The sequence below is a fragment of the Caulobacter sp. genome (assembly GCF_965279145.1).
Classification (GTDB): Bacteria; Pseudomonadota; Alphaproteobacteria; order Caulobacterales; family Caulobacteraceae; genus Caulobacter.
In genome coordinates this window covers 1,548,327-1,572,742 of record NZ_OZ257139.1, presented here as the reverse complement: position 1 = coordinate 1,572,742, position 24,416 = coordinate 1,548,327, and the positions used below count along the sequence as shown (strand labels likewise).

Genomic DNA, 24,416 nt, shown 5'->3' with positions numbered 1-24,416 from the left:
GTCAAGCACCACGCCCTCCGCGAAGGGTGTGCTAGTGGTTGAGGAACTTCGTCGTCACCGACATAACAATGATGATCGCCGCCACGAACGGCAGCTCGTTGGTGATCCGCCAGAACTTCTCGGAGCGGATATTCTCGCCACGCTCGAACTTGCGGCGCGAGGCCGACAGGAAACCGTGCCAGCCATACAGCACAACCAGGGACGCGAGCTTGGTCAGCATCCAGGGCTGCAGGAGAAAGTCCCAGCCCCGGATCTGGCTATCGGCCAGGATCAGGGCGACGCCGAACACGAGGGTCAGGATCGAGGCCGGATTGATGATGCCGCGCAGCAACCGGCGCTCCATGACCTTGAAGGTCTCATCCATCTCCGAACCGGGCGTGGCCTGGGTGTGATAGACGTAGAGGCGCGGCAGGTAGAGCATCCCGGCCATGAACGCGATCACTGCCAGAATGTGCAGGCCGCGAAAAACGTTGAAGTGCTGGACCAGGAAATCGATCACGCCGCTGCTCCTTGCGTGCGGGGGCACTGGCTGCGGTTGCCACCGCAGCGCCAGGCGCAGGCGGGCGCCACGCCCTCACGCGGCAAGGCTTCGACAACCGCCTTGGCAAGGCCGCCGATGAAGCCCTGCTCGACGCCCAGGGCCGCGACGCGGACATAGGCCGGGCAGCCGTTCTCGACGGCCAGTTCGCGATATTCGTGATCCAGTTCGACCAGGGTCTCGATGTGCTCCGAGACGAAGGCGATCGGGGTCACCACGAGGGCCAGACCTTGCTGGCTCGCGGCGCGGATCTCGTCATCGGTCGAGGGCCCGATCCATTTCAGAGGACCCACCCGGCTCTGATAGCTGACTTTCCAGTCCCAACCGTCGCCGAGCCTGGCGGCCACCGCCGCGGCCGTGGCCTCGATCTGCTGCTGGTAGGGGTCTCCGGCCAGGATCACCTTCTCCGGCAGGCCGTGGGCCGAGAACAGCAGACGCGCGGGCTTGGGGCTGCCGGCCTTCTCATAGGTTTCGCGGATCAGGCGGGCATGGGCCTCGATCAGGGCGTCATCGGTCGGATAGCAGCAGATCGCGCGGGTCTGGCCCGGACCGCGATAGACCTTGTTCCACGCCTTCAGGGACGAGCCCGTCGTGGTGGTCGAAAAGTGCGGATAGAGCGGCAGCAGCACGATCTCGTCCGGCGCCCAGGCCTTGACCGCCTTGGCGGTCTCTTCGGTCAACGGCTTCCAGTACCGCATGGCGATGAAGCACTTGGTCTCGGCCTCCGGCATCGCTTCGGCCAGGACGGTTTCCAGGGCGGCGGCCTGCTTTTGCGTTTCGGGCAGCAAGGGCGAGCCGCCGCCCATGATCGCATAGTTGGCCTTGGCGCTCTTTTCGCGGGTCGTCGAGATCAGGGCCGCGATCGGATAGCGGATGAGCGCCGGAGCGCCGATGATCGCCTTGTCGCGAAAGAGATTGAACAGGAACGGCCGCACGGCGTCCGGTCCGTCAGGCCCGCCCAGATTGAACAGGACGACGGCGATCTTCTTGCGGGCGGTCATTTGCCGGTCACCCGAGCAAGCACCTGCTCGACATGGGCGATGGGCGTATCGGGCAGGATGCCGTGGCCCAGGTTGAAGATGTAGGGACCCTGGCCCCACTGCTCGATCATCTGGTCTACCCGGCGCAGCAGCTCATCGCCACCGGCCCGCAGCAGCAGAGGGTCCAGCGCGCCCTGGATCGGCTTGATCTTCTGGATACGCTGACCCATGGCCGCGCTGGCCTGGGTGTCCAGCGCCACGCCCTGCACCGGTACGACCGAGGCATAGGTCTCGACCAGGGTGCCGGCGCCCCTGGGGAAACCGATCACTGGAACGGTTACGCCCCGATCGCGCAGGCCCTGCACGATGGCGGCGTGCGGCTTGATCACCAGCCGTTCGAACTGCGGTTCCGACAGGCCCTCGGCCCAGCTTTCGAAAAGCTTCAGGGCCTGGGCCCCGGCGTTCACCTGCATGACCAGATAGTCGATGGTCGCCTCGACCAGCACCGCGATCAACTGATCCAGCTTTTCGGGATGCTGGTAGGCATAGGTCCGCGCGCCGGTCCGGTCGCTGGAGCCGCCCTCGATCATGTAGGTCGCCACGGTCCAGGGCGCGCCGGCGAAACCGATCAGGGCCCGCTCAGGCTCAAGCGCGGCGCGGACCCGGGTCAGGGTCTCGCCGATGTTCGACAGCTTCGCGCCAGCATTGCCCGCCAGTTCCGCCATCGATTCGATCGACGGCATCTCGCCAAGCCGGGGACCCTCGCCCGCCTCGAACCATACCTTCTGGCCCAGGGCGCCCGGGATCAGCAGGATGTCGGCGAACACGATGGCCGCGTCATAGGGGAAACGCCGCATTGGTTGCAGCGTCACCTCGGCGGCCTTTTCAGGATCGAAGCAGAAGCTGATGAAATCCGGCGTCGTGGCGCGAACGGCCCGATACTCCGGAAGATAGCGACCCGCCTGCCGCATGAACCATACGGGAGGGCGGTCGGCGGTTTGTCCCGACAGGACCGAAAGCAGCTTGGGCGTCACGAGCGTCATGAAGGCCTTAAATCCCGTCCCGCCCTTGGGCTCAAGCCCGAAGGCCAATCTTCATTTCTTAATAAGATCTTAAGTTTGACGGTAGGAGGAGAAGAGCAAGTGGGAACTGGGGAAAACCGCGCTGTTCCCTGGCTCGCGCACACGCTGTCTCGACTTTTACCCACGATCCCCCACAGGGGGAAGACGCCCTGTTAATCCTGGGGATGGATCGCTAGGGCCTTGCGTTCCTTAATGAACTCTTAACGGCCTTGGCCAGGCTTAAGGGCTCGTTAACCATTCGTCCCCGGACATGGGATGGCTATGATCCAAGATCGAGGGATGCGGGGTGAGCTTGGGGATGTTACGCGGTCAATGCGGCCGTTGATCACAGCGGCGCCATGACATGACGCTTCGGGACGGTTTCGGCGCCCACGCGTCCCCAGAGGCAGGCCAAGTGGTTAAGCAACCGTTAACGGATGATCCACAGGAAGGTTCGAGCAATGGCGGAGGCGAGGACCGCCCGGCGCCCCGCTTCGCGACCTACTTCCATATCCATCTTGTGTCGGACTCGACCGGCGAAACCCTGAACGCGATGGCGCGCGCCGTCTGCGCCCGGTTCACCGACATCCTGCCGATCGAACACATCTATGCGCTGGTCCGTTCCAACCGGCAGCTGGACCGGGCGCTGGAGGAGATCGGCGGCGCGCCGGGCGTGGTGATGCACACCATCATCGACCCCAACCTGCGCCAGGCGCTGGAAGAAGGCTGCCGGCGACTGGAAATGCCGTGCATCGCGGCGCTGGATCCCGTGGTCAGCGCCATGTCGCGCTATCTGGGCGCCCGGATCTCCACGCGCGTGGGCGCCCAGCACGCGCTCAACAATGACTATTTCGACCGGATCGAGGCGCTGGACTACGCCATCGCCCATGATGACGGGCAAGGCGGTCAGGACCTGACCCAGGCCGACGTCATCCTGGTGGGCGTCTCGCGGACATCGAAGACCCCGACCTGCATCTATCTGGCCCATCGCGGGGTGCGGGCCGCCAATGTGCCGCTGGTCCCGGGCCGTCCGCCGCCTACCGAGCTGTTCGAGCTGAAGAACACCCTGATCGTCGGCCTGATGACCACACCCGACCGGCTGATCCAGATCCGTCGCAACCGGCTGCTGTCGCTGAAGGAGAACCGCGAGAGCGACTATATCGACACCGACTCGGTGCGCAGCGAGATCATCGCCGCCCGCCGCCTGTTCGAGAAGATGGGCTGGCCGATCATCGACGTCACCCGTCGTTCGGTGGAGGAAACCGCCGCGGCGATCATAAACCTGCTGTCAAGCGGTCGGGGCCAGGTCGAGGTCCTGGGATGAGTCGCACGCCCGTCACCCTGGCCTCGAAGAGCGCGGCCCGTCAGGCGATCCTGCGCAATGCCGGGGTCGATTTCGAGGCCGTCGTCGCGGGTGTGGATGAGGACGCGACCAAGGCCGGGCTTCTGGCCGAGGGCGCCAGCCCCCGCGAGGTGGCCGACGCCCTGGCCGAACTGAAGGCGGTCAAGGTCTCGACCAAGCGGCCGGGCCTGGTGATCGGCGCCGACCAGACCCTGGATTTCGCCGGCCGGCTGATCGACAAGGTCGCGACCTTGGACGAGGCCCGCGCCCTGCTGCTGGAACTGCGCGGCAAGACCCACAAGCTGCACTCGGCCGTGGTGGTCGCCCGCGACGGCAAGCCGATCTGGCGGGTGGTGCAGAGCGCCAAGCTGTCGGTGCGGCCGTTCAGCGACGCCTGGCTCGACAGCTATCTGGAGCGCCGCGGCGAGCACATCCTGCACTGCGTCGGCTGCTACGAGCTGGAAAGCGAAGGCGTGCAGCTGTTCGACGCCGTCGACGGCGACTATTTCACCATCCTGGGCCTGCCTTTGGTGGGCCTGCTGGATTTCCTGCGTCTTCATGGAGCCCTCGAGGCATGAGTTCGACCCTCACCGGCGCGGCGATCGTCGCCGGCGTCTGCGGCGCGCCGATCCGTCACTCGATGAGCCCGTTGATCCACAATGCCTGGATCGCGGCGGCCGGACTGGACGCGGCCTATGTGCCGTTCGCCCCGGCCGAGGATCGCTTCGAGGCGTTCATCGACGGCCTGCGCGGCGGCGCCATTCGCGGCCTGAACGTCACCATTCCCTTCAAGGAGCGCGCCCTGGCAGCGTCCGACAGCGCCAGCGATCTGGCCCGCATGGCCGGCGCCGCCAACCTGCTGATCTTCGAGGCCGACGGCACGATCCGCGCCGACAATACCGATGGCCCCGGTCTGCTGGGCGCGATCGAGGCCCAGGCGTCCGGTTATGATGTCGCTTTGGCGCCGGTGGTGGTGCTGGGGGCCGGCGGCGCGGCGCGCGGCGCGATCGCCGCTCTGCTGCTGGCCGGCGCCCCTCAGATCAGTCTGGTCAACCGCACCCTGGCCCGGGCCCATGACCTGGTGGAAACCTTCGGCTCGCGGGTCGTGGCCGTGCCGCAAGAGGCCCTGGACGATCACCTTGCCGAGGCGGGTCTGGTCATCAACGCCACGTCCCTGGGGCTGGGCGGCGGAGACGGTCCGGCGGCCCAGTTGGATCTGACTCCCTTCGAGGCGGTTGTTGTCGACATGGTCTACAAGCCGCTGCGCACCGAGTTCCTGCAAAGGGCCCAAGCCGCCGGCCGCCGCACGGTCGACGGACTGGAAATGCTGTTGCGCCAGGCCGTCCCCTCCTTTGAAGCCTTCTACGGCCAGGCCCCGCCGACCACTGTCGACGTCCGCGCCCTGGCCCTGCATCACCTTGGCGAGGTCTGAGCCATGATCATCCTGGGTCTCACCGGTTCGATCGGCATGGGCAAGTCCACGACCTCGGCGATGTTCCAGGCCGAAGGCGTGCCCGTCTATGATTCCGACGCGGCGGTGCACGCGCTCTACGCGGCGGGCGGCGCGGCGGTGGGTCCGGTCGAGGCCGCCTTTCCCGGTGTCGTCGTGGACGGCGCGATCGACCGCGCCCGGCTGAGCGCGGCGGTGGTCGGCGATCCCGAGGCGCTGCAGAAGCTGGAGGCCATCGTTCATCCGCTGGTCGGGGCTCACCGCATCGGCTTCTTCGAGGACGCGCAAGCCGGCGGCCACGACATCGTCGTGCTGGACGTGCCCCTGCTGTACGAGACCGGCGGCGACAAGCGGGTCCACAAGGTGGTGGTGGTCTCGGCCCCGCCCGAGGTCCAGCGCCAGCGGGTCCTGGCCCGCCCCGGCATGGACGAGGCCAAGCTGGACGCCATCCTGGCGCGGCAGCTGCCCGACGCCGAGAAGCGGGCTCGCGCCGACTTCGTGATCGACACCGGCCAGGGGCTGGAACACGCCCATCAACAGGTTCGTCGGATCCTGGCGACCCTGCGACAACCTGCGTGACTTGAAGGGGCCGCCGAACCGGCCCATTGAATCGCCATGGCCCGGGAAATCATCCTCGACACCGAAACCACCGGCTTCGATCCGAAGACCGGCGACCGCCTGGTCGAAATCGGCTGCATCGAGGTGGTCGACTTCATGCCCACGGGCAAGTCGTTCCACGAATATTGCGACCCGTTGCGCGACATGCCGGCCGAGGCCGAGAAGGTCCACGGCCTGTCCAGCGCCTTCCTGACCGGCAAGCCCCGGTTCGAGGCCATCGCCGACCGCTTCCTGGAGTTCGTCGGCGACAGCGTGGTGGTGGCCCACAACGCCGCCTTCGACCGCAGCTTCGTCAATTTCGAACTGGAAAAGTGCGGCCGTCCCGCCCTGCCCGAAGCCCGCTGGGTCGATACCCTGGCCATGGCCAAGAAGCGCTTTCCGGGCATGTACAACTCGCTCGACGCCCTGTGCAAACGCTACAAGATCAGCCTGGAAAGCCGCGACAAGCACGGCGCCCTGATCGACGCCCACCTGCTGGCCGAGGTCTATCTGGAACTGCAGGGCGGCAAGGAACGCGCCCTGGAGCTGACGGCGGTGGTCACCGAAGCCATGGCCGGCCAGCTGCAGGCCGGCGCCTATGGCCTGCGCCCCCGCCCGCTGGCCGCCCGCTCCACCGAGGCCGAGCGGGCCGTCCATGTGGAATGGATCCAGTCGACGCTCAAGGACAAGGCCGTCTGGGTGAAGCTGGGCCTGGTGGAACTGCAGGGCTGAGCCCGAAGCGCCGGCTGCTAGGTCCTCCCCCTAGCGGGGGAGGTGTCGGCGTAGCCGACGGAGGGGGAAGTCCCTTCTGTTCATGGCATCCCCTCTCCGTCGCCCGTTGGGCGACCCCTCTCCCACAGGGAGAGGATCTTGGAGCGCACGGCGTCGCAGCCTCGCGCGGAAACCGCCGAGTTGATGGGAAGGGTCGCGGAGCGTCCGGGCCTCGCCCGGAATGTGTGAGTTCTAAGTACCGTTTCGACGAAGACGAACGCTCCGCGTGACCGTTATCCCTCTGGCCGGGGCGCGCGGGTCTGGTTCAACCCTTCACCCCCATCCGGGCGCTCCCCCTCGCGACGGACCCAGCCCTCAAGCTGCAGCCTCGCCGATTCCGGAGGACCCGGAACGTACCTTCGGACGGACGGGGACCTCCGACGAGAGTTCCCCGATGGACAGGTTTACGTCACCTGTCCTCCTTTAAGCCCAGCCCGGTCCCGCTCACGCGACTCCGGTGGCCCCGCTCGATCACCCCTGACAGCCGCCTCTGGTCGCCGGCCGGACGCCCTTCCCGTGCTGTCAGGTGAGATCATTATGCGGGCGGTTTGAACGCGGAGGATTGGCGCGATCAACTATTTTACAGGGCTTTGATTTCGTTGATCTTCACGGCGAAAAGAACGGGGATTGGCCGGGCTCCGTCCCCGTTCTTGCTCACGCCGTCGCGGGCTTCGCCGCGCCGCCCGTGGTCGGCCGGTACTGGGCCGCGTCGGTCGTGAACTCGGCGTGGCCATAGCGCGCCAGATGGCGGCGTAGCTGGGCCACCAGGTCGCGGTCGGCCAGATCGCGCAGGCCCGGAACCTTCAGGGCCAGGCCATAGGCCAGCATCCGGCTGGTGACGATGGCGGCGACCAGCCCGAACAGGGCGCGGTCGGCGGCGGTGATCGTCACCCCCATCCGCGCGGCGGCCGCCACGTCGCCGCCCATGAACTGGCGCAGGAAGAACACCTTGGCGAAGCCGCGCTCGACGGTGTCGAACAGGCGGTTGCGCCACGAGCGGTCGGGCGGCAGGTAGGCCGCCAGGGTGGCGCGCACCAGGGCGCCGCAGGTCTCGTCGTCGAAGCCCTTGCGCAGGGTCTGGTTGCGGGCGGTCATGGTCTGGACCACGCCGACCGGCGTGTCGGCCAGCAGATCCTCGGGCAGACCCAGCAGATAGCAGCGATAGCGGGCCAGCTCGACCTTGGCCCGCTCGGCCGGGGTGAAGGTGGTGCGACCCTGGCGCAGCAGCTTGTAGCTGAGCAGGAAGATCGGGATCAGGCCGGCCGGCATCTGGTCGACCTGGGGGATGGGCACGCCATAGACCTTCGGGTCCCAGGCGCCGGGCCGGCGCAAGGCGTTGAAGCGAACCATCGAATGCATCAGCCGCACCATGGCGGCGGCCTTGAAGCCTTCGCCCTGTCGTTCCAGCGCGCCGGGCAGCAGGGTGGAGGTGAAGAAGCTGGCCGTTTCATTGACCCGCCGCGCGGCGGTCTCGTTGCCCAGGGTGCCGGTCAGGGCCATGGGCAGGGCCGCGTACCTGTTCATGAAGGTGGCCACGAACGCGCCGCGAATGGCGAAAGGCGACAGGTTGGCCGCGGCGTTGCGGTCCAGCCGCGCGCCTTCCCGGACCAGGTCCATGTCGACCCAGTCGGGGACATGCTCCATGTCGCGGATAAAGGCGACCAGCTCGGGCGGCGCGTCGGGTACGGCCTCGACGCCCTCCTCGCAGGCCCTGGTCAGCATCGCGATCAGGCCCCGGAAGCCGTGCTGCGGCATCAGGCCGGCATAGGCGTCGGCCACCCGGTCGCCCAGCAGGGTGTAAGCGCGGACGAGCGCCAGCTGCTCGGCCGTGGGCTCGGCGCCCGCCACGCTCTTGGGCGCCACGCTGTCGGCCGGATCTTCGGTGAAGCGCTCGGGCGTCGCATCGAAGTCGATCCGGCCATAGAGCTCCGGCTGGCGGGTCTTCTGGTCGGCGACCCGGGCCCGGACCTGCTCGATCGTGCCGTTCATGCTCGAAATCCTCTCGCGGATGGCGGCCCCTCGCCTGAGACATCAGATTATGTAAGCATTGCTCATGTTCCTACTCGCCTTGTCTGGCGAGCGGATCTGGCGCGGAGGAATCAGGCAAGTGTCGGAAAAGGAACGCAGAACGCCACGGCAAGCCCGCGCCGAGGCGACGGTCGAGGCGATTTTCGACGCGACCTTTCAACTTCTGGAGACCAATGGGCTCGAGCGCCTGACCACCAACCACATCGCCCAGCGGGCCGGGGTCAGCATCGGCACGCTCTATCAGTATTTCGCGGGCAAGGCCGAGATCCTGGCGGCCATGGCCCAGCGCCGGGCCGAGGCGGCGCGCGGCCGGATCGCCCAGACCCTGATCGCCGCGCCGCAGCTGGGCAGCGTCCGCCCGATCGTCCAGGCCCTGATGACCACCTTCGAAGGCTCGCCCGAAACCCGCAAGGCCCTGCTGGACGCCCTGTTTGATCGCGGCGGCGACGCGGTGATGGCCCATCACCACCAGGCGTTCCTGGCGGCGATTGGCGGCAAGGCCGAGCTGAAGCTGGATCTTTCGCCGGAACAGCTGTTCGTCCTGACCCACGCGGTGGCCGGCCTGCTGCGCGCTGCGGCGGCCGAGCCGGACCTGGCCCTGTCGCCGGCGGCGCTGGAGGACGAGTTCGTGCTGCTGATGGAGAGCTATCTGTCGGCGCTGATCGCGCGGGGGCGTGGCGCGCGCTGATCCCTCTCCCCCTGTGGGAGAGGGTGGGCCGCGAAGCGGGCCGGGTGAGGGGTCGCGCGAGCCTTTCCGATAAGGCGTTCAACCCCTCATCCGGCGCTGCGCGCCACCTTCTCCCGCAAGGGGAGAAGGGACAGTTTAAAGCTTCAGATCCGCCGTCACCGGTGCGTGGTCGCTGGGGCGTTCCCATTCGCGCACGGTGTCATGCACCTTGGACGACACCTTGCCGTCCACGAAGGCCGCGTCGCGCAGGCCAGGGCTGGCCAGGATGTGGTCCAGGCGCAGGCCGCGATTGGACTTGCGGAAGTCGGCGGCGCGGTAGCTCCACCAGGAAAACAGCTTTTCCGGCTCGGGCGTCGCCAGGCGCGGCAGGTCCAGCAGGTTCATCGACTTGATCATGGCGTCGAAGGCCTCGAGTTCGGCCGGCGTGTGGCTGACCACCTTCAGCATCTGGCGGTGGCTCCAGACATCGTTCTCGCCCGGCGCGATATTGAGGTCGCCGGTGACGATCAGCGGATCCTTGGGATCACGCTTCTTCAGGGCGGCGGTCAGGGTCTCGTAGAAGTCCAGCTTGTGGTCGAACTTGGGATTGCCGATCCGGTCGGGCGTGTCGCCGCCGGCCGGGATGTAGAAGTTCTGGATGTCGACCCCGGCCACCTTGACCGCCACGCAGCGGGCGTGGCCCTCGCGGCAGGTCATCAGGGTGGGCACGTCCTCGAACGGCAGGCGCGAGGCGATGGCCACGCCGTGCCAGCCCTTTTGCCCGGCGATCTTCAGGTGCGGCAGGCCGGCGGCCTCGAAGGCCTCACGCGGAAACTCGCCCTCCTGGCACTTGATCTCCTGCAGGCACAGCACGTCGGGCGCCTGCTCGTCGACGAAGCGGGCGACCTGCTCGGCGCGCAGGCGGACGGAGTTGACGTTCCAGGTGGCGAGACGGAGGCGCATGGCTTGGCTCTAAAAGGTTTGAGCGCCGCCGGAAACGAAAAACGCCCAGGCGCCTGAAGCGCCTGGGCGAAAGTCGGGTCTCTCATGCCGCGACCGGGAGGGGATAGGATCCGGTACGGTTTGCGAGGAGAGGGTCGGGCTCTCATCGCCATGCGTGTTAAATATGCCACTTCAAAAGATTAAGTCAAGTGGCGATGCTGTTGATTCTTGCATGTTGTGAGAATGTCACAATTACGGCTTGCCGACGCGGCGGCGCGGATCGTTCAACACGAACAGCTTGGGATCAAAGCCCGAGGCCTTTTCCAGGTCGGCCAGACGCACGCGGATTTCGCCGCCCTTCACGTCGCTGACGGTCCAACCCATCAGGGCGACGGGAGCGTTGCTGAACTCCAGGCTGATCTTGCCCAGGGTCTGGCGCTTGGCGTCCTGGGCCACGATCGTGAAGCCGTCGGCCAGCTTGCGCACATCGGTGATGACCACACCGCGATCCAGCCGCACCTCGCGCGCCAGCAGCAGGGCCAGAGGCGTGCGGCTCAGCGGATAGCTCTCGAAGGTCTTCAGGCGGCTGTCGAAGATGTTGACGTTACTGCCGTTGCTGACCACCAGCAGGCCCGATGGACCCTCATAGGCGAAGCGCGCCTTGCCGGGCCGCTGCAGCCACAGGGTCCCTTGGGTGACCGTGCCGCGCTGGTCGGTCTGAACAAACCGGCCCTTGGCCGACGACAGGTCCTGGATATAGGCGGTGGCCTTGTCGACCAGGGCCTGCTGCTCGGCGTTCAGCGCGGCGGGCGCGGGCTTTGTAACCTGGGCGAAGGCCGGCGCAGCCAGGCCCGCGACGGCGGCGGCGATCAGGAAGCGGCGGGTCTGGTCAGTCATGGTCTGCATATCTCCGTAGTCTCAACCTTTGCCCTGACGACACGACAAGCGAAAGGCCGTCGCGAGGCGATTTGGCGGCGCTCCGATGAAGGGGCGTTCAGGTTGGGTGTGGGGAACGCGGAAGCTGGAGCGTGGGTTGCGCGGGGGTGAGACCGTCTGAGCCGCCCCCTACTTCTTCGCGTCCTTGACGGCGTCCTTCAGCTCGCCCTGCTTCACATTGCCGACGACCTTGTCGGTCTTGCCCTGCTTCTTCAGGTCCTTGTCGCCGATCACCGTGCCGACGCCGGACTCGATCTTGCCCACCGTCTCCTGCTTGCGGCCGGCGCTGCGGTCGCAGGCGCTGAGGCCGACCATCGTGATCAGGGTCAGGGCGAGGATGGGCGTGCGCAGGGGGATCATGTCGGAACTCCGCTTGAAGCGTTATCGGGCGCGTGACGCTGAAGCGGTCACGCGCCCTGAAACGCAAGCGGAGCCATAACGATCCGTCGTTACAGCGACGGCGGCGGCGGAGCCAGGATCTCGCGCTTGCCGGCGTGGTTGGCGGCGCCGACGACGCCTTCCTTTTCCATCCGCTCCATCAGGGAGGCGGCGCGGTTGTAGCCGATCTGCAGGCGGCGCTGGATGTAGCTGGTCGAGGCCTTGCGGTCGCGGGTGACCACGGCCACGGCGTGGTCGTAGAGGTCGTTGGCCCCGCCCTCGCCGGCGAAGGCGCCTTCGATGGCCTCTTCCTGTTCCTCGTCACCGCCGGCGGTGACTTCTTCCAGATAGTTGGGCGTGCCCTGATCGCGCAGGAAGCGGGCCACGGTCTCGACCTCGGCGTCGCTGACGAACGGACCGTGCAGACGGGTGATGCGGCCGCCGCCGGCCATGTAGAGCATGTCGCCCTGGCCCAGCAGCTGCTCGGCGCCCTGCTCGCCCAGGATGGTGCGGGCGTCGATCTTGCTGGTCACCTGGAAGCTGATCCGGGTGGGGAAGTTGGCCTTGATGGTGCCGGTGATGACGTCGACCGACGGGCGCTGGGTGGCCATGATCAGGTGGATGCCGGCGGCGCGGGCCATCTGGGCCAGGCGCTGGACGGCGCCTTCGATGTCCTTGCCGGCCACCATCATCAGGTCGGCGACCTCGTCGATGACCACGACCAGATAGGGCATGGCCTCGGGGCGGATCTGTTCGGTCTCGTAGATCGGGCGGCCGGCGTCATCGAAGCCCGTCTGCACGGTGCGCTCGAAGTGCTCGCCCTTTTCCAGGGCTTCGTTGGCCTTCTCGTTATAGCCGCCGATGTTGCGCACGCCGATCTTGGACATCCGGCGATAGCGGTCCTCCATCTCGCGCACGGTCCACTTCAGCGCCACGACGGCCTTCTTGGGATCGGTCACGACGGGCGCCAGCAGGTGCGGGATGCCGTCATAGACCGACAGCTCCAGCATCTTGGGATCCACCATGATGAAGCGGCACTTCTCGGGCGGCAGCTTGTAGAGGATCGACAGGATGATGGCGTTGACCCCCACCGACTTGCCCGAGCCGGTGGTGCCGGCGATCAGCAGGTGGGGCATCTTGGCCAGGTCGGCGATATAGGGCTCGCCGCCGATCGTCTCGCCCAGGGCCATGGGCAGGATCGAATTGGTCTTCTCGTAGTCGTTGCTGGACAACAGGTCGCGCAGATAGACCGTCTCGCGCCGGGAGTTGGGCATTTCGATGCCGATGGCGTTGCGGCCCTGGGCCACGGCCACGCGGCACGAGATCACGCTCATCGAGCGGGCGATGTCGTCGGCCAGGGCCACGACGCGGGCGGTCTTGACGCCCGGGGCCGGCACCAGCTCGTACATGGTGACCACGGGGCCGGGACGGATCTGGTCGATCTGGCCCTTGACGCCGAACTCGGCCAGCACGCTTTCCAGCAGGCGGGCGTTCTGGCGCAGGGCGGCGGCGTCCACCTCCGACGAGCGCGGCTTGGCCTTGGCCAGCATGGCCAGTTCCGGCAGCTGGAAGCCGCCTTCATGGGTGAAGTCGAAGGTCTTCTGCTGCTCGCGCTGTTCGCGGCCGCTGTCCTTGGTGGCGCCCTTGGGCTTGGCGATGGCCAGGGGGCGGGCGCTGATCGGCTCTTCGAAGGCGCCTTCGTCCTCGTCATCGACCTCGGGGGCCGGCGCAACGGGCGGGGTGTAGGCCTGCTCGGGCGGGGTGTTTTCCGGGCGGGCCGGACGACGCGGCGGCACCGGGGTCTCGACGGTCTTGCGGGCGCGGGCCGGCTTCGGCGCCGGCGCGGCCACCGGCTCGGGCTCGGCCCGTTCGCGCGATTGCAGCACGCCGCCCACCGCGTCGGCGATGGCCTCGGGGTCGAAGCGGCGGAAGCCGATGGCGTAGCCCAGGGCGATCGCGGCGAGCACCGCCAGCAGCAGGGCGGCGATCAGGGTGGCGCCGGGGATGCGGGCGAAATGGAAGATGCCGGCCAGCAGGTGCAGCAGGCCGTCGCCCCAGAACCCGCCCAGGCCCTTTTCCAGCGGCCAGGCGGCCGGCGGACGCGGGGCCGACAGCACGCCGGCCAGGGCCAGCAGGCCGCCGACGCCGGCCAGGGCCCGCAGGCGCAGGTCCTCGCGCTCGGCGGAGGGATCGGCCTGCGACACGCGGGTCACGCCGAACACCAGCATCAGCAGGGCCGCGCCCCAGGCCGACAGACCCAGCGACTGCATGACGATATCGGCCACGGCGGCGCCCGCGCCGCCCAGGGCGTTGGTGGCCTCGACGCCGGTGGCGGCGTTCAGGCTGGGGTCGGCGGCGTTATAGGTGGCGACGGCCAGCAGCAGACCCGCGCCGACCACGGTGATCACGCCGCCGCGGAACCGCGCCGACCACGGCTGGGCCCAGCCGTAGCGAACCGCATCCCAAAGGAGCTCCGCCGTCGTACGCCGCGCCGCTCGCGCCATGAAACTCTCCGAAAACACCGGGTATCGAACTGTGGAACCGCGATGTTGTGCCTGAAGAGGGTTAAGGGGCGTTTACGGCGTTCGTTTGCGCGCGATTCAGAAAGTCGCGGTTTGGGCGAAGGGGCGCGCGGGGTCGAAATCGCCCGTCGCCGAGCGCGCGCATCAACAGCCTCGCTTCGTTGATCACGGCTTGGGACAGCCCCGACGCCACTCGAGCCCGTACGCGCCGCATTTATATTTACCCGGGCGATATTGACTATGGTTTTTATCCGGGTAAATAAACTGGCGTCCCTCCGCTCGGTTGTCGGGACTTCAGGAGAAGCCAGCGATGAAGCGCTTGGAAACCAACGGCGTCGAACTGGCCTGCGACGCGTTCGGCGCGCCGTCCGATGAGACCATTCTGCTGATCGCGGGATTGGGTACGCAGATGATCCGATGGACCGAGCCCTTCTGCCTCGAACTCGCGGCGCGCGGCTATCATGTGATCCGTTTCGACAATCGCGACGCCGGCGGCTCGACGCATATCAGTGGCCGCGCCCCGCCGGATTTCGGTGACCTGGCGGCCGCGCTCGGGGCCGGACGACTGCCGGACGTCCCCTACACGCTTTACGATATGGCGGCCGATGCGGTTGGGCTGCTTGACGCCCTGGCCATCGGCCGAGCCCATGTCGTGGGTCGATCCATGGGCGGCATGATCGCCCAGATCATGGCGTGTGAGCATCCCGAGCGCGTCATGTCCCTGACCTCGATCATGTCGAGCACCGGCAATTCCGCGCTGCCGCCGCCCGCGCCGGACGTCATGGCGATGATGGCCGGCCCTGCTCCTGACCCCGTCCTGGATGAAGCCGGATATGTGGCGCATGGCCTCGCCTTCGCGCGCCGCATCGCCGGCGGCGGGTACCCGTTCGATGAGGCCGCCGCCCGTCGTCTCATTGTCGAGGAGATGCGTCGCGCCGGCGATCGCCAGGGCTTCGGGCGGCAGATCGCGGCGATCGCCGTGGCCGGCGATCGGCGGCCGCGACTCGCGACGGTGACCGCGCCGACGCTGGTCATTCACGGCAGCGATGATCCGCTTTTTCCGCCGGCCTGCGGCGAGGATACGGCCGCCTCGATCCCCGGCGCGGAGCTGATGCTCATGGGGGGCATGGGGCACGACCTTCCGGCCGAACTGTACGCCGCTGTCGCCGAGGCCATCGACCGGACGGCCAGAGCCCGTCGGTAGACCGCCGCGCCTAAGCCGCCTCGAGCCGCAGCGGGCCGCCCCAGAAGCTTTCGACCAGGCCGTTCTGCGGGCCCGGGGTGCCGGTGGTCAGGAAGGTTCGCGAGCCGCCGGTTCCGGGGTCCAGCTCCGGATGGCGTTCCAGATAGAGCTCCAGGGCGTCGGCCGTGGCGGTGGGTTGCTGGATCAGCGGGGTGCCGGCCGGCAGGGCGGCGCGGAAGATGTCGGCGATGATCTCGTAGTGGGTGCAGCCCAGCACCACGCGGTCCGGGAAGCGGCCGATGCGGGTCTTCAGCGCCTGGACATAGCCGTCGACGGTCTGGGCCAGCTCGACCGCGCCGGCGTCGGCCTCGATCATCGGCACCAGGTCCGGACAGGGCTGGGAAAACACCGCCAGGTCCTGTTTGCGCTTGTCGATCTCGATCTCATAGACGCGCGAGCGGGCCGTGGCCGGGGTGGAGAACACACCCAGCACGTCCAGCTGCTCCACCTTGTCGCCGCGGCGCTCGGCCTCGTGCTCCCAGGGCAGGCCGGTGGCGGCCTCGATGGTGGGCACGATGATGCCCAGCACGTTGACCGGGCGACCCAGCGCCTTGCGATAGCCGGGCAGCCAGGTCTGCTGCAGGCGGCGCAGGGCGATGGCGCTGGCGGTGTTGCAGGCCAGGACCACCAGGCTGGCGCCGGTGTCGAACAGCCGCTCGCAGCCGGCGCGGGTCAGGTCGACGATCTCCTCGCCGGACCGCAGCCCATAGGGCGCGTTGGCCTGGTCGGCCAGATAGGTGAAATCCGCCTGCGGGAGGCGTTGCACGAGGGCGCGGTGGACGCTGAGGCCGCCTACGCCGGAGTCAAAGACGCCGATGGACATGCCCCCGGCTTTAGCGCGCCCACACGGCCTCGTCCACGCGGCGGGCGTCGGAATCTTGATCCAGACGCCTTGGGATCGGGTTGCAAGGAACGCCTCCGTCTCGCCGTGATCGCGGCCGATCCTGCCGCCAAACGCCGGTCCAATGAGCATCTCCGCGCGAAAACCCTTACATGTTGGTCGCCCGGCGCCTTAGGTTTCGGGTTCACGTTTTGGAGTCCAGACCTTGCAACGTCGCACCTTTCTCGCTTCGGCCGCCGCCACCGGCGTCGCCGCGACCCTCAATCCGAGCATGACCATGGCCGCCGAGACCAATCCCCTGCTGGCCAAGTGGACCGGTCCGTTCGGCGGCGTGCCGGCCTTCGACAAGGTCAAGGTCGCCGACTTCAAGCCGGCCCTCGAAGCGGCCATGGCCAGGAACCTGGCCGAGATCGACGCGATCACCGCCAACCCGGCCGCCCCGACCTTCGACAACACCATCGCGGCGCTGGAAGACAGCGGCCGGACCCTGGCCGACCTCTACTGCTATTACGGGATCTGGGGCGGCAACATGAGCTCGCCGGAGTTCCAGGCCGTCGAGACCGAGATGGACCCCAGGCTCTCGGCCTTGCAGGACAAGATCAACCAGAACCCCGCGCTCTTCAAACGCATCGAGACGGTCTATAATTCGCCCGACAAGGCCAAGCTGACGCCCGAGCAGCAGCGCGTGCTGTGGATCTACTACACCAACTTCGTGCGGGCCGGCGCCAAGCTGGACCCGGCGGCCAAGGCCCGGGTCGGCGCCATCAACACCGAGCTGGCCGGCCTGTTCACCAAGTTCAGCCAGAACCTGCTGGCCGACGAGAACACCTTCATCACACTGACGGACGCCGATCTGGTCGGCCTGCCGGACTCGCTCAAGGCCGCCGCCGCCTCCAGCGCGACCCAGCGCAAGATGCCGGGCAAGTTCATCATCGTGAACACCCGCTCCAGCGTGGACCCCTACCTGACCTATTCGCCGGTGCGCGCCACCCGCGAGAAGGTCTGGAAGGCCTTCGTCAATCGCGGCGACAACGGCGGCGCCACCGACAACAACGCCATCATCGGCAAGATCCTGAAGCTGCGGGTCGAGCGCGCCAAGCTGCTGGGGTTCAAGACCCACGCCCACTGGCGCCTCGAGAACGCCATGGCCAAGACGCCGGAAAACGCCATGGGCCTGATGGAGGCGGTGTGGACCCCGGCCATCGCCCAGGTGGCCATCGACGTGGCGGCCATGCAGGCGATCGTCGACCAGGACGCCAAAGCCGGGGGGGCGAGCTTCAAGATCGAGCCCTGGGACTATCGCTTCTATGCCGAGAAGGTCCGCAAGGCGAAGTACGACCTCGATATGAACGAGGTGAAGCCGTACATGCAGCTGGACAAGCTGCGCGAGGGCATGTTCTGGGCCGCCGGCCAGCTGTACGGCTTCCAGTTCAAGAAGGTCGAGGGCGTTCCGGTCTACCAGGAAGACATGACCGTCTACGAGGTGACTCGCGACGGCAAGCATGTGGGCCTGTGGTACTTCGACCCCTATGCCCGCGAGGGCAAGCGCTCCGGCGCCTGGATGAACGCCTACCGCACCCAGGAGCGGTTCTCGGCCAAGGCGGGGGGCGAGATCACCACGATCGTGTCCAACAACTCCAACTTCATCAAGGGCAAGCCCGGCGAGCCGGTGCTGATCTCGTGGGATGACGCCACCACCCTGTTCCACGAGTTTGGCCACGCCATCCATGGGCTGAACGCCAACGCGACCTATCCGTCGGTGTCGGGCACCAATGTGGCGCGCGACTATGTCGAGTTCCCCAGCCAGCTGAACGAGCACTGGCTGCCGACCAAGGAGGTGCTCAACACCTTCTGCGTCCACTACCAGACCGGCAAGCCGATCCCGCAGGCCCTGGTCGACAAGATCAAGGCGGCTGACAAGTTCAACCAGGGCTTCGACACCACCGAATACCTGGCCAGCGCCCTGATCGACATGAAGCTGCACCTGGCCGGCGACGTGGACATCGATCCGGACACGTTCGAGCGCGAGGAACTGGCCAAGCTGAACATGCCCAAGGAGATCGTCATGCGGCACCGCACGCCGCAGTTTGGTCACGTGTTCTCGGGCGACGGCTATTCGGCCGGCTATTACAGCTATCTGTGGGCCGACACCCTGACCGCCGATGTGGCCGAGGCCTTCCAGGAGGCGCCGGGCGGCTTCTACGACAAGCCCACGGCCAAGCGTCTCTATGAGACGATCATGTCGAAGGGCAATTCGGTGGATCCGGTCGACCAGTTCAAGGCCTTCCGCGGCCGCGACGTGAAGATCGGCGCCCTGATGCGCGACCGCGGGTTCCCGGTGCCTCCGGGGGCCTGATGACCTTGCCCTCTCCCCCTGCGGGAGAGGGTGGCCCCGGCGAAAGCCGGGGTCGGGTGAGGGGTTTCTGGGCCTGTCCCGCGCGACCCCTCATCCGTCATCCTTCGGATGACACCTTCTCCCGCAAGGGGAGAAGGAAAGGACCGCACGCTGCGAGGTGTAACCTGAAGAACGCCCTATCCGCCTTGGCGCTTGCGCTGACGCTCTCAGCCGCCGCCCACGCCCAGACCGTCGACCTCGCCCCCACCGCGCAGGAGCCCGGCAGCGCGGTGGTCGAGGAACTTCTGGTCGTCGCCCGCGCGCCCGGGCCGGCGATCTGGCTGGTCGAGAAGGGCGGCGGCAAACTCTATGTGGTCGGCGCGGCCACCCCCCTGCCCCACCAGCTGGCCTGGAAAAGTCCGCGCCTGGAGCGGGCGCTGGGCCAGGCCGACGTGCTGCTGATCCCGCCCAAGGCCTCGGTCGGGCCCGCGCAAATCGCCGGCTTCGTGCTCAAGGGCGGCGGCGGCCTGCGCCAGGGCCTGGGCGACAAGCTGGAAGACGAGCTGCCGCCGGACCTGAAGGCCCGCTTTGTCTCGGCCCGCACCCGCGCCCGCAAGGGGGCCGGCGACTACAAGAACTGGCAGCCCGCCGTCGCCGGCTTCCTGCTGCTGTCGGACTTCCGCCAGGCGGCCGGCCTGTCCGAGGCCAAGCCGGTCAGCACGATCGAGCGCATGGCCAGGGCCCGGAAGCTGAAGGTCAGGGCCGTGGGCCAGTACCGGATGAGCGCGGTGGTCGGCAGCGCCGCCAAACTGTCGCCGGACGCCCAGCTGGCCTGCCTGCGCGATGCGCTGGACGAGCTGGAATACGAGGGCGGCCGTCCGACCACCATCGGCGCCGACTGGGCGCGGGGCGACCTGGCCAGCGTGCGGGCCCGCTATTCGACCAGCGCCGCCCAGCGGTGCCTGGCCCGCTCGCCCGGCGGCGCGGCCCTGCTGGCCCAGCAGATCGGCCAGTCGGCTTCGGCCTTGTCCGACGCGCTGAACAAGGGCGGCGTCACCGTGGCGGTGGTCGACCTGGCCTATCTGCTGCCGGCCAACGGCGTGCTGGACCGGCTGAAGGCGGGCGGCGCGGTGATCACCTCGCCGCCGGACTGACGCGCGGACGAGGCGCGCCGGCTTGACGGGCTCCCGCGCCGGCGGGAACCTCGCCGCCCACACGGGGGACTCGCCACATGAAGATCTGGATCACCGCCGCCGTCCTGGCCCTGGCCGCCACCAGCGCCCGCGCCGAGGTGGTCGACGCCGCCGTCAACGGTTTCGAGGTCCGGCATGAGGTCGAGATCGCCGCGCCGGCCGCCAGGGTCTGGGCCACGATCGTCCAGCCCGCCACCTGGTGGAGCGGCGCCCACACCTGGTCCGGCTCGGCGGCCAATCTGTCGCTGGCGGCGGCGTCGGGCGGCTGCTTCTGCGAGAAATTACCCAATGGCGGCTCGGTGCTGCACATGAGCACGGTCAACGCCGTTCCGGGCCAGAAGCTGGTGCTGTTCGGGGCGCTGGGACCGCTGCAGAGCAGCGGCGCGACCGGCCATCTGGCCTTCCTGCTCGCGGAGACGGACGGCAAGACCCGGCTGACGGTCACCTACGACGTGGGTGGCTATTTCCGGGGCGGGCTCGACAAGATCGCCGCGCCGGTCGACGGCGTCATCGGCCAGCAGGTCACGCGGCTGAAGGCCCAGGTCGAGACGGGAAAGCCGGAATAAGCGGGTGCGGCAAAATTACTTGTCATCCCGGGTCGGCTACGCCGCCCGGGATGACAAGATTTTAGCTCTGATCGCTTCGGATCAGCTGGCTTGCGCCACGTCGTCCTCGGTGGCGCCCAGCAGCGCCATCTGCAGGCGCGAGCGGTCGCGGCGGGCCGCTTCCAGGGCGCCTTCGGCCAGGGCGGCCTCGGACGTGAGGCGGTCGATCTGGGCCTGCAGCTCGACGACCTTCTCGTCCTGCTGGCGACGCGACAGATCGTGCGACTCCTGCAGGGCTTCGATGCGGGCCTTGAGCTGGAGAGCCCGTTCCTCGGCGCGCTTGAGCGCCTTGTCGTGGGTGACGGCGCCCTTGGCCAGCTGGTCGGCGCGCTCGATGGCGGCGGCGCGGGCGGTGTCGACGCCGGCATGGCGCTGACGCAGGGTTTCGGCTTCGTCTTCCAGCGAGCGGATGCGGTCCAGCGCGCGTTCCAGGGCGACATTGAGGTCGCCGGCGCGGCGTTCGACGGCCTGCTGCTGGGCGCTGGATTCGGCTAGACGCTGGGCGATCTGGCCGTTCATCTCTTCCAGCTTGTCGGCGCGGCCCGAAGCGGTTTCCAGACGGGTCTGCAGGGCCGAGATCTCGGCGCGGCCGGCCTCGACCTGGCTTTCCAGGCCGCGAATGGTGCGGCCGGCGTCGGCCTGGTGCACGGCCAGGGCGTTCTCGGTGGCCTGGATGCGCGCGCGCTCGGCGGCGATCTGGGCTTCGAGGTCGGTTTCGATGCGCGACAGGCGGGCCACGTCCAGACCGGCCTGATCGACGCGCTTCTTCAGCGTGACGACTTCCTCGGTCAGCAGGGCGTTTTCCTGGCTGGCGCGAGCCAGGGCGGCCTCGGCTTCGCCGCGACGGGTGTCGATGTCCTGGCTCTGGGCGCGCAGGGTTTCGACATCCTGCACCAGATGCTCGATCCGGGCGGTGGAGTCGCGCAGGGAGGCGTCGAGATTTCCGACTTTGAGTTCCGACTGCAGCAGGCCGTTGCGCAGGCGGTCGATCTCGAGGGCGTTGTCTTCGAGGGTGGCGTCCTGGGCCTGGCGGCGGGCGTCGGATTCGCTGAGGGCGACTTCCGCAGTGGCCAGGCGGGCGCTGAGTTCGCGTTCTTCGGTCTGGGCGGCGGCGACCTGGCGCAGCGCCTGTTCGTAATTGGCGCGCAGGGCGATCAGCTCGGCGTGCTCGGCGCGGCGGGCTTCGAACTCCTCGGCGACCGGCTGGCGGATCTCCGACAGCAGCGGCTCGATGGCGCGCAGGTGTTCGACGACGCGGGCGATGCTGTCGAGGCCGCCATGGATCGTCTCGTAGCGGACGCCGATGGCCTGGGTGGACTCGATCAGGCGATCAGCGCCCTCCGGACGTCCGACGCCTTCGACCAGCATGGCCGGCTTGGGGGCCTTGCCGGACTTGTCGTCACGGACGTTCTTGGACAGCAGCCTCATCTCGCCCACCTTCTCAACCCGAGGTATCGGAAAGCTCGCGCGGCTGGTCGCCGGCTGGCACCGAATCTCTTTTCCAGAAGTTAACAAAGTAGCGGAAGGTCAAGTCGAATGTCGAGGGCGCAGACGTCGCACCCCGCCCAATGCGGGGTGCGAATCGCAAGGTCCCGAAAAGCCTGAAGATCAGGCCGCCGCCTGCTCCGCCGGACGCGCTGGATCCAGGCGGATCAGGTAGTCGAAGGCCGAAAGCGCGGCCTTGGAGCCCTCGCCCATGGCGATGATGATCTGCTTGTAGGGCGTGGTGGTGGCGTCGCCGGCGGCGAAGACGCCGGGGATCGAGGTCTCGCCGCGATGATCGATTTCGATCTCGCCGCGATTGCTCAGGGCCACGCCGCTGTCCTTCAACCATTCGGTGTTGGGCACCAGGCCGATCTGCACGAACACGCCTTCCAGATCCACGCGATGGACCGCGTCGCTGTTGCGATCCTTGTAGGTCAGGGCGGTCACCTTGGCGCCGTCGCCGAGGATCTCGGTGGTCATGGCCGAGGTCACGATGGTCACATTGGGCAGGCTGGCCAGCTTGCGCTGCAGCACCGCGTCGGCCCGCAGCTGGCTGTCGAACTCGATCAGGGTGACGTGGGCCACGATGCCGGCCAGGTCGATGGCCGCCTCGACGCCGCTGTTGCCGCCGCCGATCACCGCCACGCGCTTTCCCTTGTAGAGCGGGCCGTCGCAGTGCGGGCAATAGGCCACGCCCCGGTTCTTGTATTCGTTCTCGCCGGGCACATTGACGTTGCGCCAGCGGGCGCCGGTGGACAGGATCACGCTGCGCGACTTCAGGCTGGCGCCGTTTTCCAGCTTCACCTCGATCAGGCCGCCGGGAACCTTGGTCGGAACCAGGCCCACCGCCTTCTGCAGGTTCATGATGTCGACGTCGTATTCCTTGACGTGCTGCTCCAGGGCCGAGGCCAGCTTGGGGCCTTCGGTGTGCTGCACCGAGATGAAGTTCTCGATCGCCATGGTGTCCAGCACCTGGCCGCCGAAGCGCTCGGCCGCGACGCCGGTGTTGATGCCCTTGCGAGCGGCGTAGATCGCCGCGGCCGCCCCGGCGGGGCCGCCCCCGATCACCAGAACGTCGAAGGCGTCCTTGGCCCGGATCTTCTCGGCCATGCGGTCGACGGCGCCGGTGTCCAGCTTGGCCAGGATCTGTTCCAGGTCCATGCGGCCCTGGCCGAAGGGCTGGCCGTTCAGCAGGATGGTCGGCACGGCCATCACCTGACGCTGCTCGACCTCGTCCTTGAACAGGGCGCCGTCGATCGCGACGTGGGTGATGTTGGGGTTCAGGGCGGCCATGGTGTTGAGCGCCTGGACCACGTCCGGGCAGTTCTGGCAGCTCTGCGAGAAATAGGTCTCGAAGTGGAACGGGCCCTGCAGGGCGCGGACCTGGTCCAGCACCTCGGCGTCGACCTTGGGCGGGTGGCCGCCGACGTGCAGCAGGGCCAGCACCAGCGAGGTGAACTCGTGGCCCAGCGGCAGGCCTGCGAACCGAACCGAAGCGTCGCCCGCCGCGCGGGTGATGGCGAACGACGGCTTGCGGGCGTCGTCGCCGGTCAGGTTCAGGGTCACCTTGTCGGAGGTCGCCGCCACGTCCTGCAGCAGCGCCAGCATGTCCTTGGAGCCCTGGCCCTCGCCCAGCGAGGCGACCAGTTCGATGGGCTGACGCAGGTTCTGCAGATAGGCGGTCAGCTGGGTCTTCAGGCTGTCGTCCAACATGGCGGGCTCCGGATGGAAGGCGCAATTCTCCCGTCGGGGGGAACGCGTGGAATTTTTCGAGAGAGAAAGTGGGCGTCGCCGCCGGCTCCGTGGGGAGACGGTGAGCGGGCGGCGACGCCGGATCGCGAACCTTCAGGGCTCGCGACGGTCTTTAGACGTTAGATCTTGCCGACGAGGTCGAGCGAAGGCTTCAGGGTCTTTTCGCCTTCTTCCCACTTGGCCGGGCAGACTTCGCCCGGGTGCGAGGCGACGTACTGGGCGGCCTTGACCTTGCGGAGCAGCTCGCTCGCGTCGCGGCCGATGCCGCCGGCGGTGATCTCGACGATCTGGATCTTGCCGTCCGGATCGACGACGAAGGTGCCGCGATCGGCCAGGCCGACCTCTTCGATCATGACGTCGAAGTTGCGGGTGATCGTGCCGGTCGGGTCGCCGACCATGGTGTAGCCGATCTTGCCGACGGCTTCCGACGAGTCATGCCAGGCCTTGTGGGCGAAGTGGGTGTCGGTCGAGACCGAATAGATCTCCACGCCCAGCTTCTGGAATTCGGCGTAGTTGTCGGCCAGGTCTTCCAGTTCCGTCGGGCAGACGAAGGTGAAGTCGGCCGGATAGAAGAACACGACCGACCACTTGCCCTTCAGGTCGGCGTCGCTGACGGTGACGAACTTGCCGGCCTTGAAGGCTTCGGCCGTGAAGGGTTTGATGGGGGTGTTGATCAAGGACATGGAGTGCTCCCGTAAATGGTGGAGCCTATGTACCCAGCGACGATCGATAGGTCCAATCGATTAAATC

22 protein-coding genes are annotated in these 24,416 nt (G+C 67.7%); 10 read left to right on the top strand and 12 right to left on the bottom strand.

Features of this window, described 5'->3' with window-relative positions; all coding sequences use genetic code 11:
- Positions 1–31: 31 nt before the first annotated feature.
- The 3 genes from ACQY9P_RS07345 to hemE are packed head-to-tail and all read right to left on the bottom strand — an operon-like array spanning position 32 to position 2,561.
- A complete protein-coding gene (locus ACQY9P_RS07345; RefSeq protein ID WP_421740140.1) occupies positions 32–547 on the bottom strand; it encodes a CopD family protein in 516 nt (171 codons plus the stop codon).
- On the bottom strand, positions 496–1,539 hold the full coding sequence (hemH, locus tag ACQY9P_RS07340; RefSeq protein WP_421739900.1) for a ferrochelatase: 1,044 nt from the start codon (positions 1,537–1,539) through the stop codon (positions 496–498). Before hemH ends, ACQY9P_RS07345 begins: the two co-directional genes overlap by 52 nt.
- Positions 1,536–2,561 carry a uroporphyrinogen decarboxylase gene (gene hemE / locus ACQY9P_RS07335; protein ID WP_421739901.1) on the bottom strand — a complete coding sequence of 342 codons (1,026 nt, stop codon included), beginning with the start codon at positions 2,559–2,561 and terminating at the stop codon, positions 1,536–1,538. The genes hemH and hemE overlap by 4 nt, the downstream gene beginning before the upstream one ends.
- Positions 2,562–2,994: 433 nt before the next feature.
- Here hemE and ACQY9P_RS07330 point away from each other — a divergent pair, with 433 nt between their 5' ends.
- Genes ACQY9P_RS07330 through dnaQ form a run of 5 tightly spaced genes read left to right on the top strand, consistent with a single transcriptional unit; the run spans position 2,995 to position 6,700 of the window.
- Positions 2,995–3,903, top strand: a complete 909-nt coding sequence (locus ACQY9P_RS07330; protein WP_421739902.1) for a pyruvate, water dikinase regulatory protein — start codon at positions 2,995–2,997, stop codon at positions 3,901–3,903.
- On the top strand, positions 3,900–4,499 hold the full coding sequence (locus ACQY9P_RS07325; RefSeq protein ID WP_421739903.1) for a Maf family protein: 600 nt from the start codon (positions 3,900–3,902) through the stop codon (positions 4,497–4,499). The genes ACQY9P_RS07330 and ACQY9P_RS07325 overlap by 4 nt, the downstream gene beginning before the upstream one ends.
- Positions 4,496–5,353 carry a shikimate dehydrogenase gene (aroE, locus tag ACQY9P_RS07320; RefSeq protein ID WP_421739904.1) on the top strand — a complete coding sequence of 286 codons (858 nt, stop codon included), beginning with the start codon at positions 4,496–4,498 and terminating at the stop codon, positions 5,351–5,353. The genes ACQY9P_RS07325 and aroE overlap by 4 nt, the downstream gene beginning before the upstream one ends.
- Positions 5,354–5,356: 3 nt before the next feature.
- Complete coding sequence (coaE, locus tag ACQY9P_RS07315; protein ID WP_421739905.1) at positions 5,357–5,950, top strand: dephospho-CoA kinase; 594 nt, start codon at positions 5,357–5,359, stop codon at positions 5,948–5,950.
- Between the two features lie 36 nt (positions 5,951–5,986).
- On the top strand, positions 5,987–6,700 hold the full coding sequence (gene dnaQ, locus ACQY9P_RS07310; RefSeq protein ID WP_421739906.1) for a DNA polymerase III subunit epsilon: 714 nt from the start codon (positions 5,987–5,989) through the stop codon (positions 6,698–6,700).
- A gap of 693 nt (positions 6,701–7,393) precedes the next feature.
- Here the strand turns inward: dnaQ and ACQY9P_RS07305 are convergent.
- On the bottom strand, positions 7,394–8,728 hold the full coding sequence (locus tag ACQY9P_RS07305; RefSeq protein WP_421739907.1) for an oxygenase MpaB family protein: 1,335 nt from the start codon (positions 8,726–8,728) through the stop codon (positions 7,394–7,396).
- A 118-nt stretch (positions 8,729–8,846) separates the two neighbouring features.
- On the opposite strand from ACQY9P_RS07305, the gene ACQY9P_RS07300 reads away from it, so the two are divergent.
- A complete protein-coding gene (locus ACQY9P_RS07300) occupies positions 8,847–9,455 on the top strand; it encodes a TetR/AcrR family transcriptional regulator (protein ID WP_421739908.1) in 609 nt (202 codons plus the stop codon).
- 135 nt (positions 9,456–9,590) lie between these two features.
- On the opposite strand, the gene ACQY9P_RS07295 is transcribed toward ACQY9P_RS07300, so the two are convergent.
- The 4 genes from ACQY9P_RS07295 to ACQY9P_RS07280 form a co-directional block, all read right to left on the bottom strand.
- Complete coding sequence (locus ACQY9P_RS07295) at positions 9,591–10,397, bottom strand: exodeoxyribonuclease III (RefSeq protein WP_421739909.1); 807 nt, start codon at positions 10,395–10,397, stop codon at positions 9,591–9,593.
- 231 nt (positions 10,398–10,628) lie between these two features.
- Positions 10,629–11,273, bottom strand: a complete 645-nt coding sequence (locus ACQY9P_RS07290) for an outer-membrane lipoprotein carrier protein LolA (RefSeq protein ID WP_421739910.1) — start codon at positions 11,271–11,273, stop codon at positions 10,629–10,631.
- A 168-nt stretch (positions 11,274–11,441) separates the two neighbouring features.
- Positions 11,442–11,672 carry a hypothetical protein gene (locus ACQY9P_RS07285; protein WP_421739911.1) on the bottom strand — a complete coding sequence of 77 codons (231 nt, stop codon included), beginning with the start codon at positions 11,670–11,672 and terminating at the stop codon, positions 11,442–11,444.
- Between the two features lie 89 nt (positions 11,673–11,761).
- Positions 11,762–14,194 carry a DNA translocase FtsK 4TM domain-containing protein gene (locus ACQY9P_RS07280; RefSeq protein ID WP_421739912.1) on the bottom strand — a complete coding sequence of 811 codons (2,433 nt, stop codon included), beginning with the start codon at positions 14,192–14,194 and terminating at the stop codon, positions 11,762–11,764.
- 328 nt (positions 14,195–14,522) lie between these two features.
- Between ACQY9P_RS07280 and ACQY9P_RS07275 the strand changes: the two genes are divergently transcribed.
- Positions 14,523–15,416, top strand: coding sequence for an alpha/beta fold hydrolase (locus ACQY9P_RS07275; RefSeq protein WP_421739913.1), 894 nt, complete (start codon positions 14,523–14,525; stop codon positions 15,414–15,416).
- A gap of 10 nt (positions 15,417–15,426) precedes the next feature.
- Here the strand turns inward: ACQY9P_RS07275 and ACQY9P_RS07270 are convergent, their stop codons facing one another.
- On the bottom strand, positions 15,427–16,278 hold the full coding sequence (locus tag ACQY9P_RS07270) for a glutamate racemase (protein ID WP_421739914.1): 852 nt from the start codon (positions 16,276–16,278) through the stop codon (positions 15,427–15,429).
- A gap of 223 nt (positions 16,279–16,501) precedes the next feature.
- On the opposite strand from ACQY9P_RS07270, the gene ACQY9P_RS07265 reads away from it, so the two are divergent.
- The 3 genes from ACQY9P_RS07265 to ACQY9P_RS07255 all read left to right on the top strand — a co-directional run bounded on the left by ACQY9P_RS07265 (position 16,502) and on the right by ACQY9P_RS07255 (position 20,390).
- Positions 16,502–18,652, top strand: a complete 2,151-nt coding sequence (locus ACQY9P_RS07265) for a M3 family metallopeptidase (RefSeq protein ID WP_421739915.1) — start codon at positions 16,502–16,504, stop codon at positions 18,650–18,652.
- Between the two features lie 164 nt (positions 18,653–18,816).
- Complete coding sequence (locus tag ACQY9P_RS07260; RefSeq protein WP_421740141.1) at positions 18,817–19,785, top strand: TraB/GumN family protein; 969 nt, start codon at positions 18,817–18,819, stop codon at positions 19,783–19,785.
- Positions 19,786–19,862: 77 nt separating this feature from the next.
- Positions 19,863–20,390: an SRPBCC family protein gene (locus tag ACQY9P_RS07255; protein ID WP_421739916.1), complete on the top strand. Its 528-nt coding sequence runs from the start codon at positions 19,863–19,865 to the stop codon at positions 20,388–20,390.
- Between the two features lie 81 nt (positions 20,391–20,471).
- Here ACQY9P_RS07255 and ACQY9P_RS07250 read toward each other — a convergent pair whose 3' ends face one another.
- The 3 genes from ACQY9P_RS07250 to ahpC form a co-directional block, all read right to left on the bottom strand.
- On the bottom strand, positions 20,472–21,857 hold the full coding sequence (locus ACQY9P_RS07250) for an intermediate filament-like cell shape determinant CreS (protein WP_421739917.1): 1,386 nt from the start codon (positions 21,855–21,857) through the stop codon (positions 20,472–20,474).
- 180 nt (positions 21,858–22,037) lie between these two features.
- Positions 22,038–23,627: an alkyl hydroperoxide reductase subunit F gene (ahpF, locus tag ACQY9P_RS07245; protein ID WP_421739919.1), complete on the bottom strand. Its 1,590-nt coding sequence runs from the start codon at positions 23,625–23,627 to the stop codon at positions 22,038–22,040.
- Between the two features lie 158 nt (positions 23,628–23,785).
- Positions 23,786–24,349 (bottom strand): alkyl hydroperoxide reductase subunit C, encoded by a 564-nt coding sequence (gene ahpC / locus ACQY9P_RS07240; RefSeq protein ID WP_421739920.1) that lies wholly within the window; start codon positions 24,347–24,349, stop codon positions 23,786–23,788.
- Positions 24,350–24,416 lie beyond the last annotated feature (67 nt).

Coding starts and splice junctions, on each gene's coding strand:
- ACQY9P_RS07290 (WP_421739910.1), bottom strand. CDS start 11,273: ATGACTGACCAGACCCGCCGCTTCCTGATCGCCGCCGCCGTCGCGGGC.
- dnaQ (WP_421739906.1), top strand. CDS start 5,987: ATGGCCCGGGAAATCATCCTCGACACCGAAACCACCGGCTTCGATCCG.
- ahpC (WP_421739920.1), bottom strand. CDS start 24,349: ATGTCCTTGATCAACACCCCCATCAAACCCTTCACGGCCGAAGCCTTC.
- hemE (WP_421739901.1), bottom strand. CDS start 2,561: ATGACGCTCGTGACGCCCAAGCTGCTTTCGGTCCTGTCGGGACAAACC.
- ACQY9P_RS07250 (WP_421739917.1), bottom strand. CDS start 21,857: ATGAGGCTGCTGTCCAAGAACGTCCGTGACGACAAGTCCGGCAAGGCC.
- coaE (WP_421739905.1), top strand. CDS start 5,357: ATGATCATCCTGGGTCTCACCGGTTCGATCGGCATGGGCAAGTCCACG.
- ACQY9P_RS07280 (WP_421739912.1), bottom strand. CDS start 14,194: ATGGCGCGAGCGGCGCGGCGTACGACGGCGGAGCTCCTTTGGGATGCG.
- ACQY9P_RS07285 (WP_421739911.1), bottom strand. CDS start 11,672: ATGATCCCCCTGCGCACGCCCATCCTCGCCCTGACCCTGATCACGATG.
- ACQY9P_RS07275 (WP_421739913.1), top strand. CDS start 14,523: ATGAAGCGCTTGGAAACCAACGGCGTCGAACTGGCCTGCGACGCGTTC.
- ahpF (WP_421739919.1), bottom strand. CDS start 23,627: ATGTTGGACGACAGCCTGAAGACCCAGCTGACCGCCTATCTGCAGAAC.
- ACQY9P_RS07325 (WP_421739903.1), top strand. CDS start 3,900: ATGAGTCGCACGCCCGTCACCCTGGCCTCGAAGAGCGCGGCCCGTCAG.
- ACQY9P_RS07255 (WP_421739916.1), top strand. CDS start 19,863: ATGAAGATCTGGATCACCGCCGCCGTCCTGGCCCTGGCCGCCACCAGC.
- ACQY9P_RS07295 (WP_421739909.1), bottom strand. CDS start 10,397: ATGCGCCTCCGTCTCGCCACCTGGAACGTCAACTCCGTCCGCCTGCGC.
- ACQY9P_RS07305 (WP_421739907.1), bottom strand. CDS start 8,728: ATGAACGGCACGATCGAGCAGGTCCGGGCCCGGGTCGCCGACCAGAAG.
- ACQY9P_RS07270 (WP_421739914.1), bottom strand. CDS start 16,278: ATGTCCATCGGCGTCTTTGACTCCGGCGTAGGCGGCCTCAGCGTCCAC.
- aroE (WP_421739904.1), top strand. CDS start 4,496: ATGAGTTCGACCCTCACCGGCGCGGCGATCGTCGCCGGCGTCTGCGGC.
- hemH (WP_421739900.1), bottom strand. CDS start 1,539: ATGACCGCCCGCAAGAAGATCGCCGTCGTCCTGTTCAATCTGGGCGGG.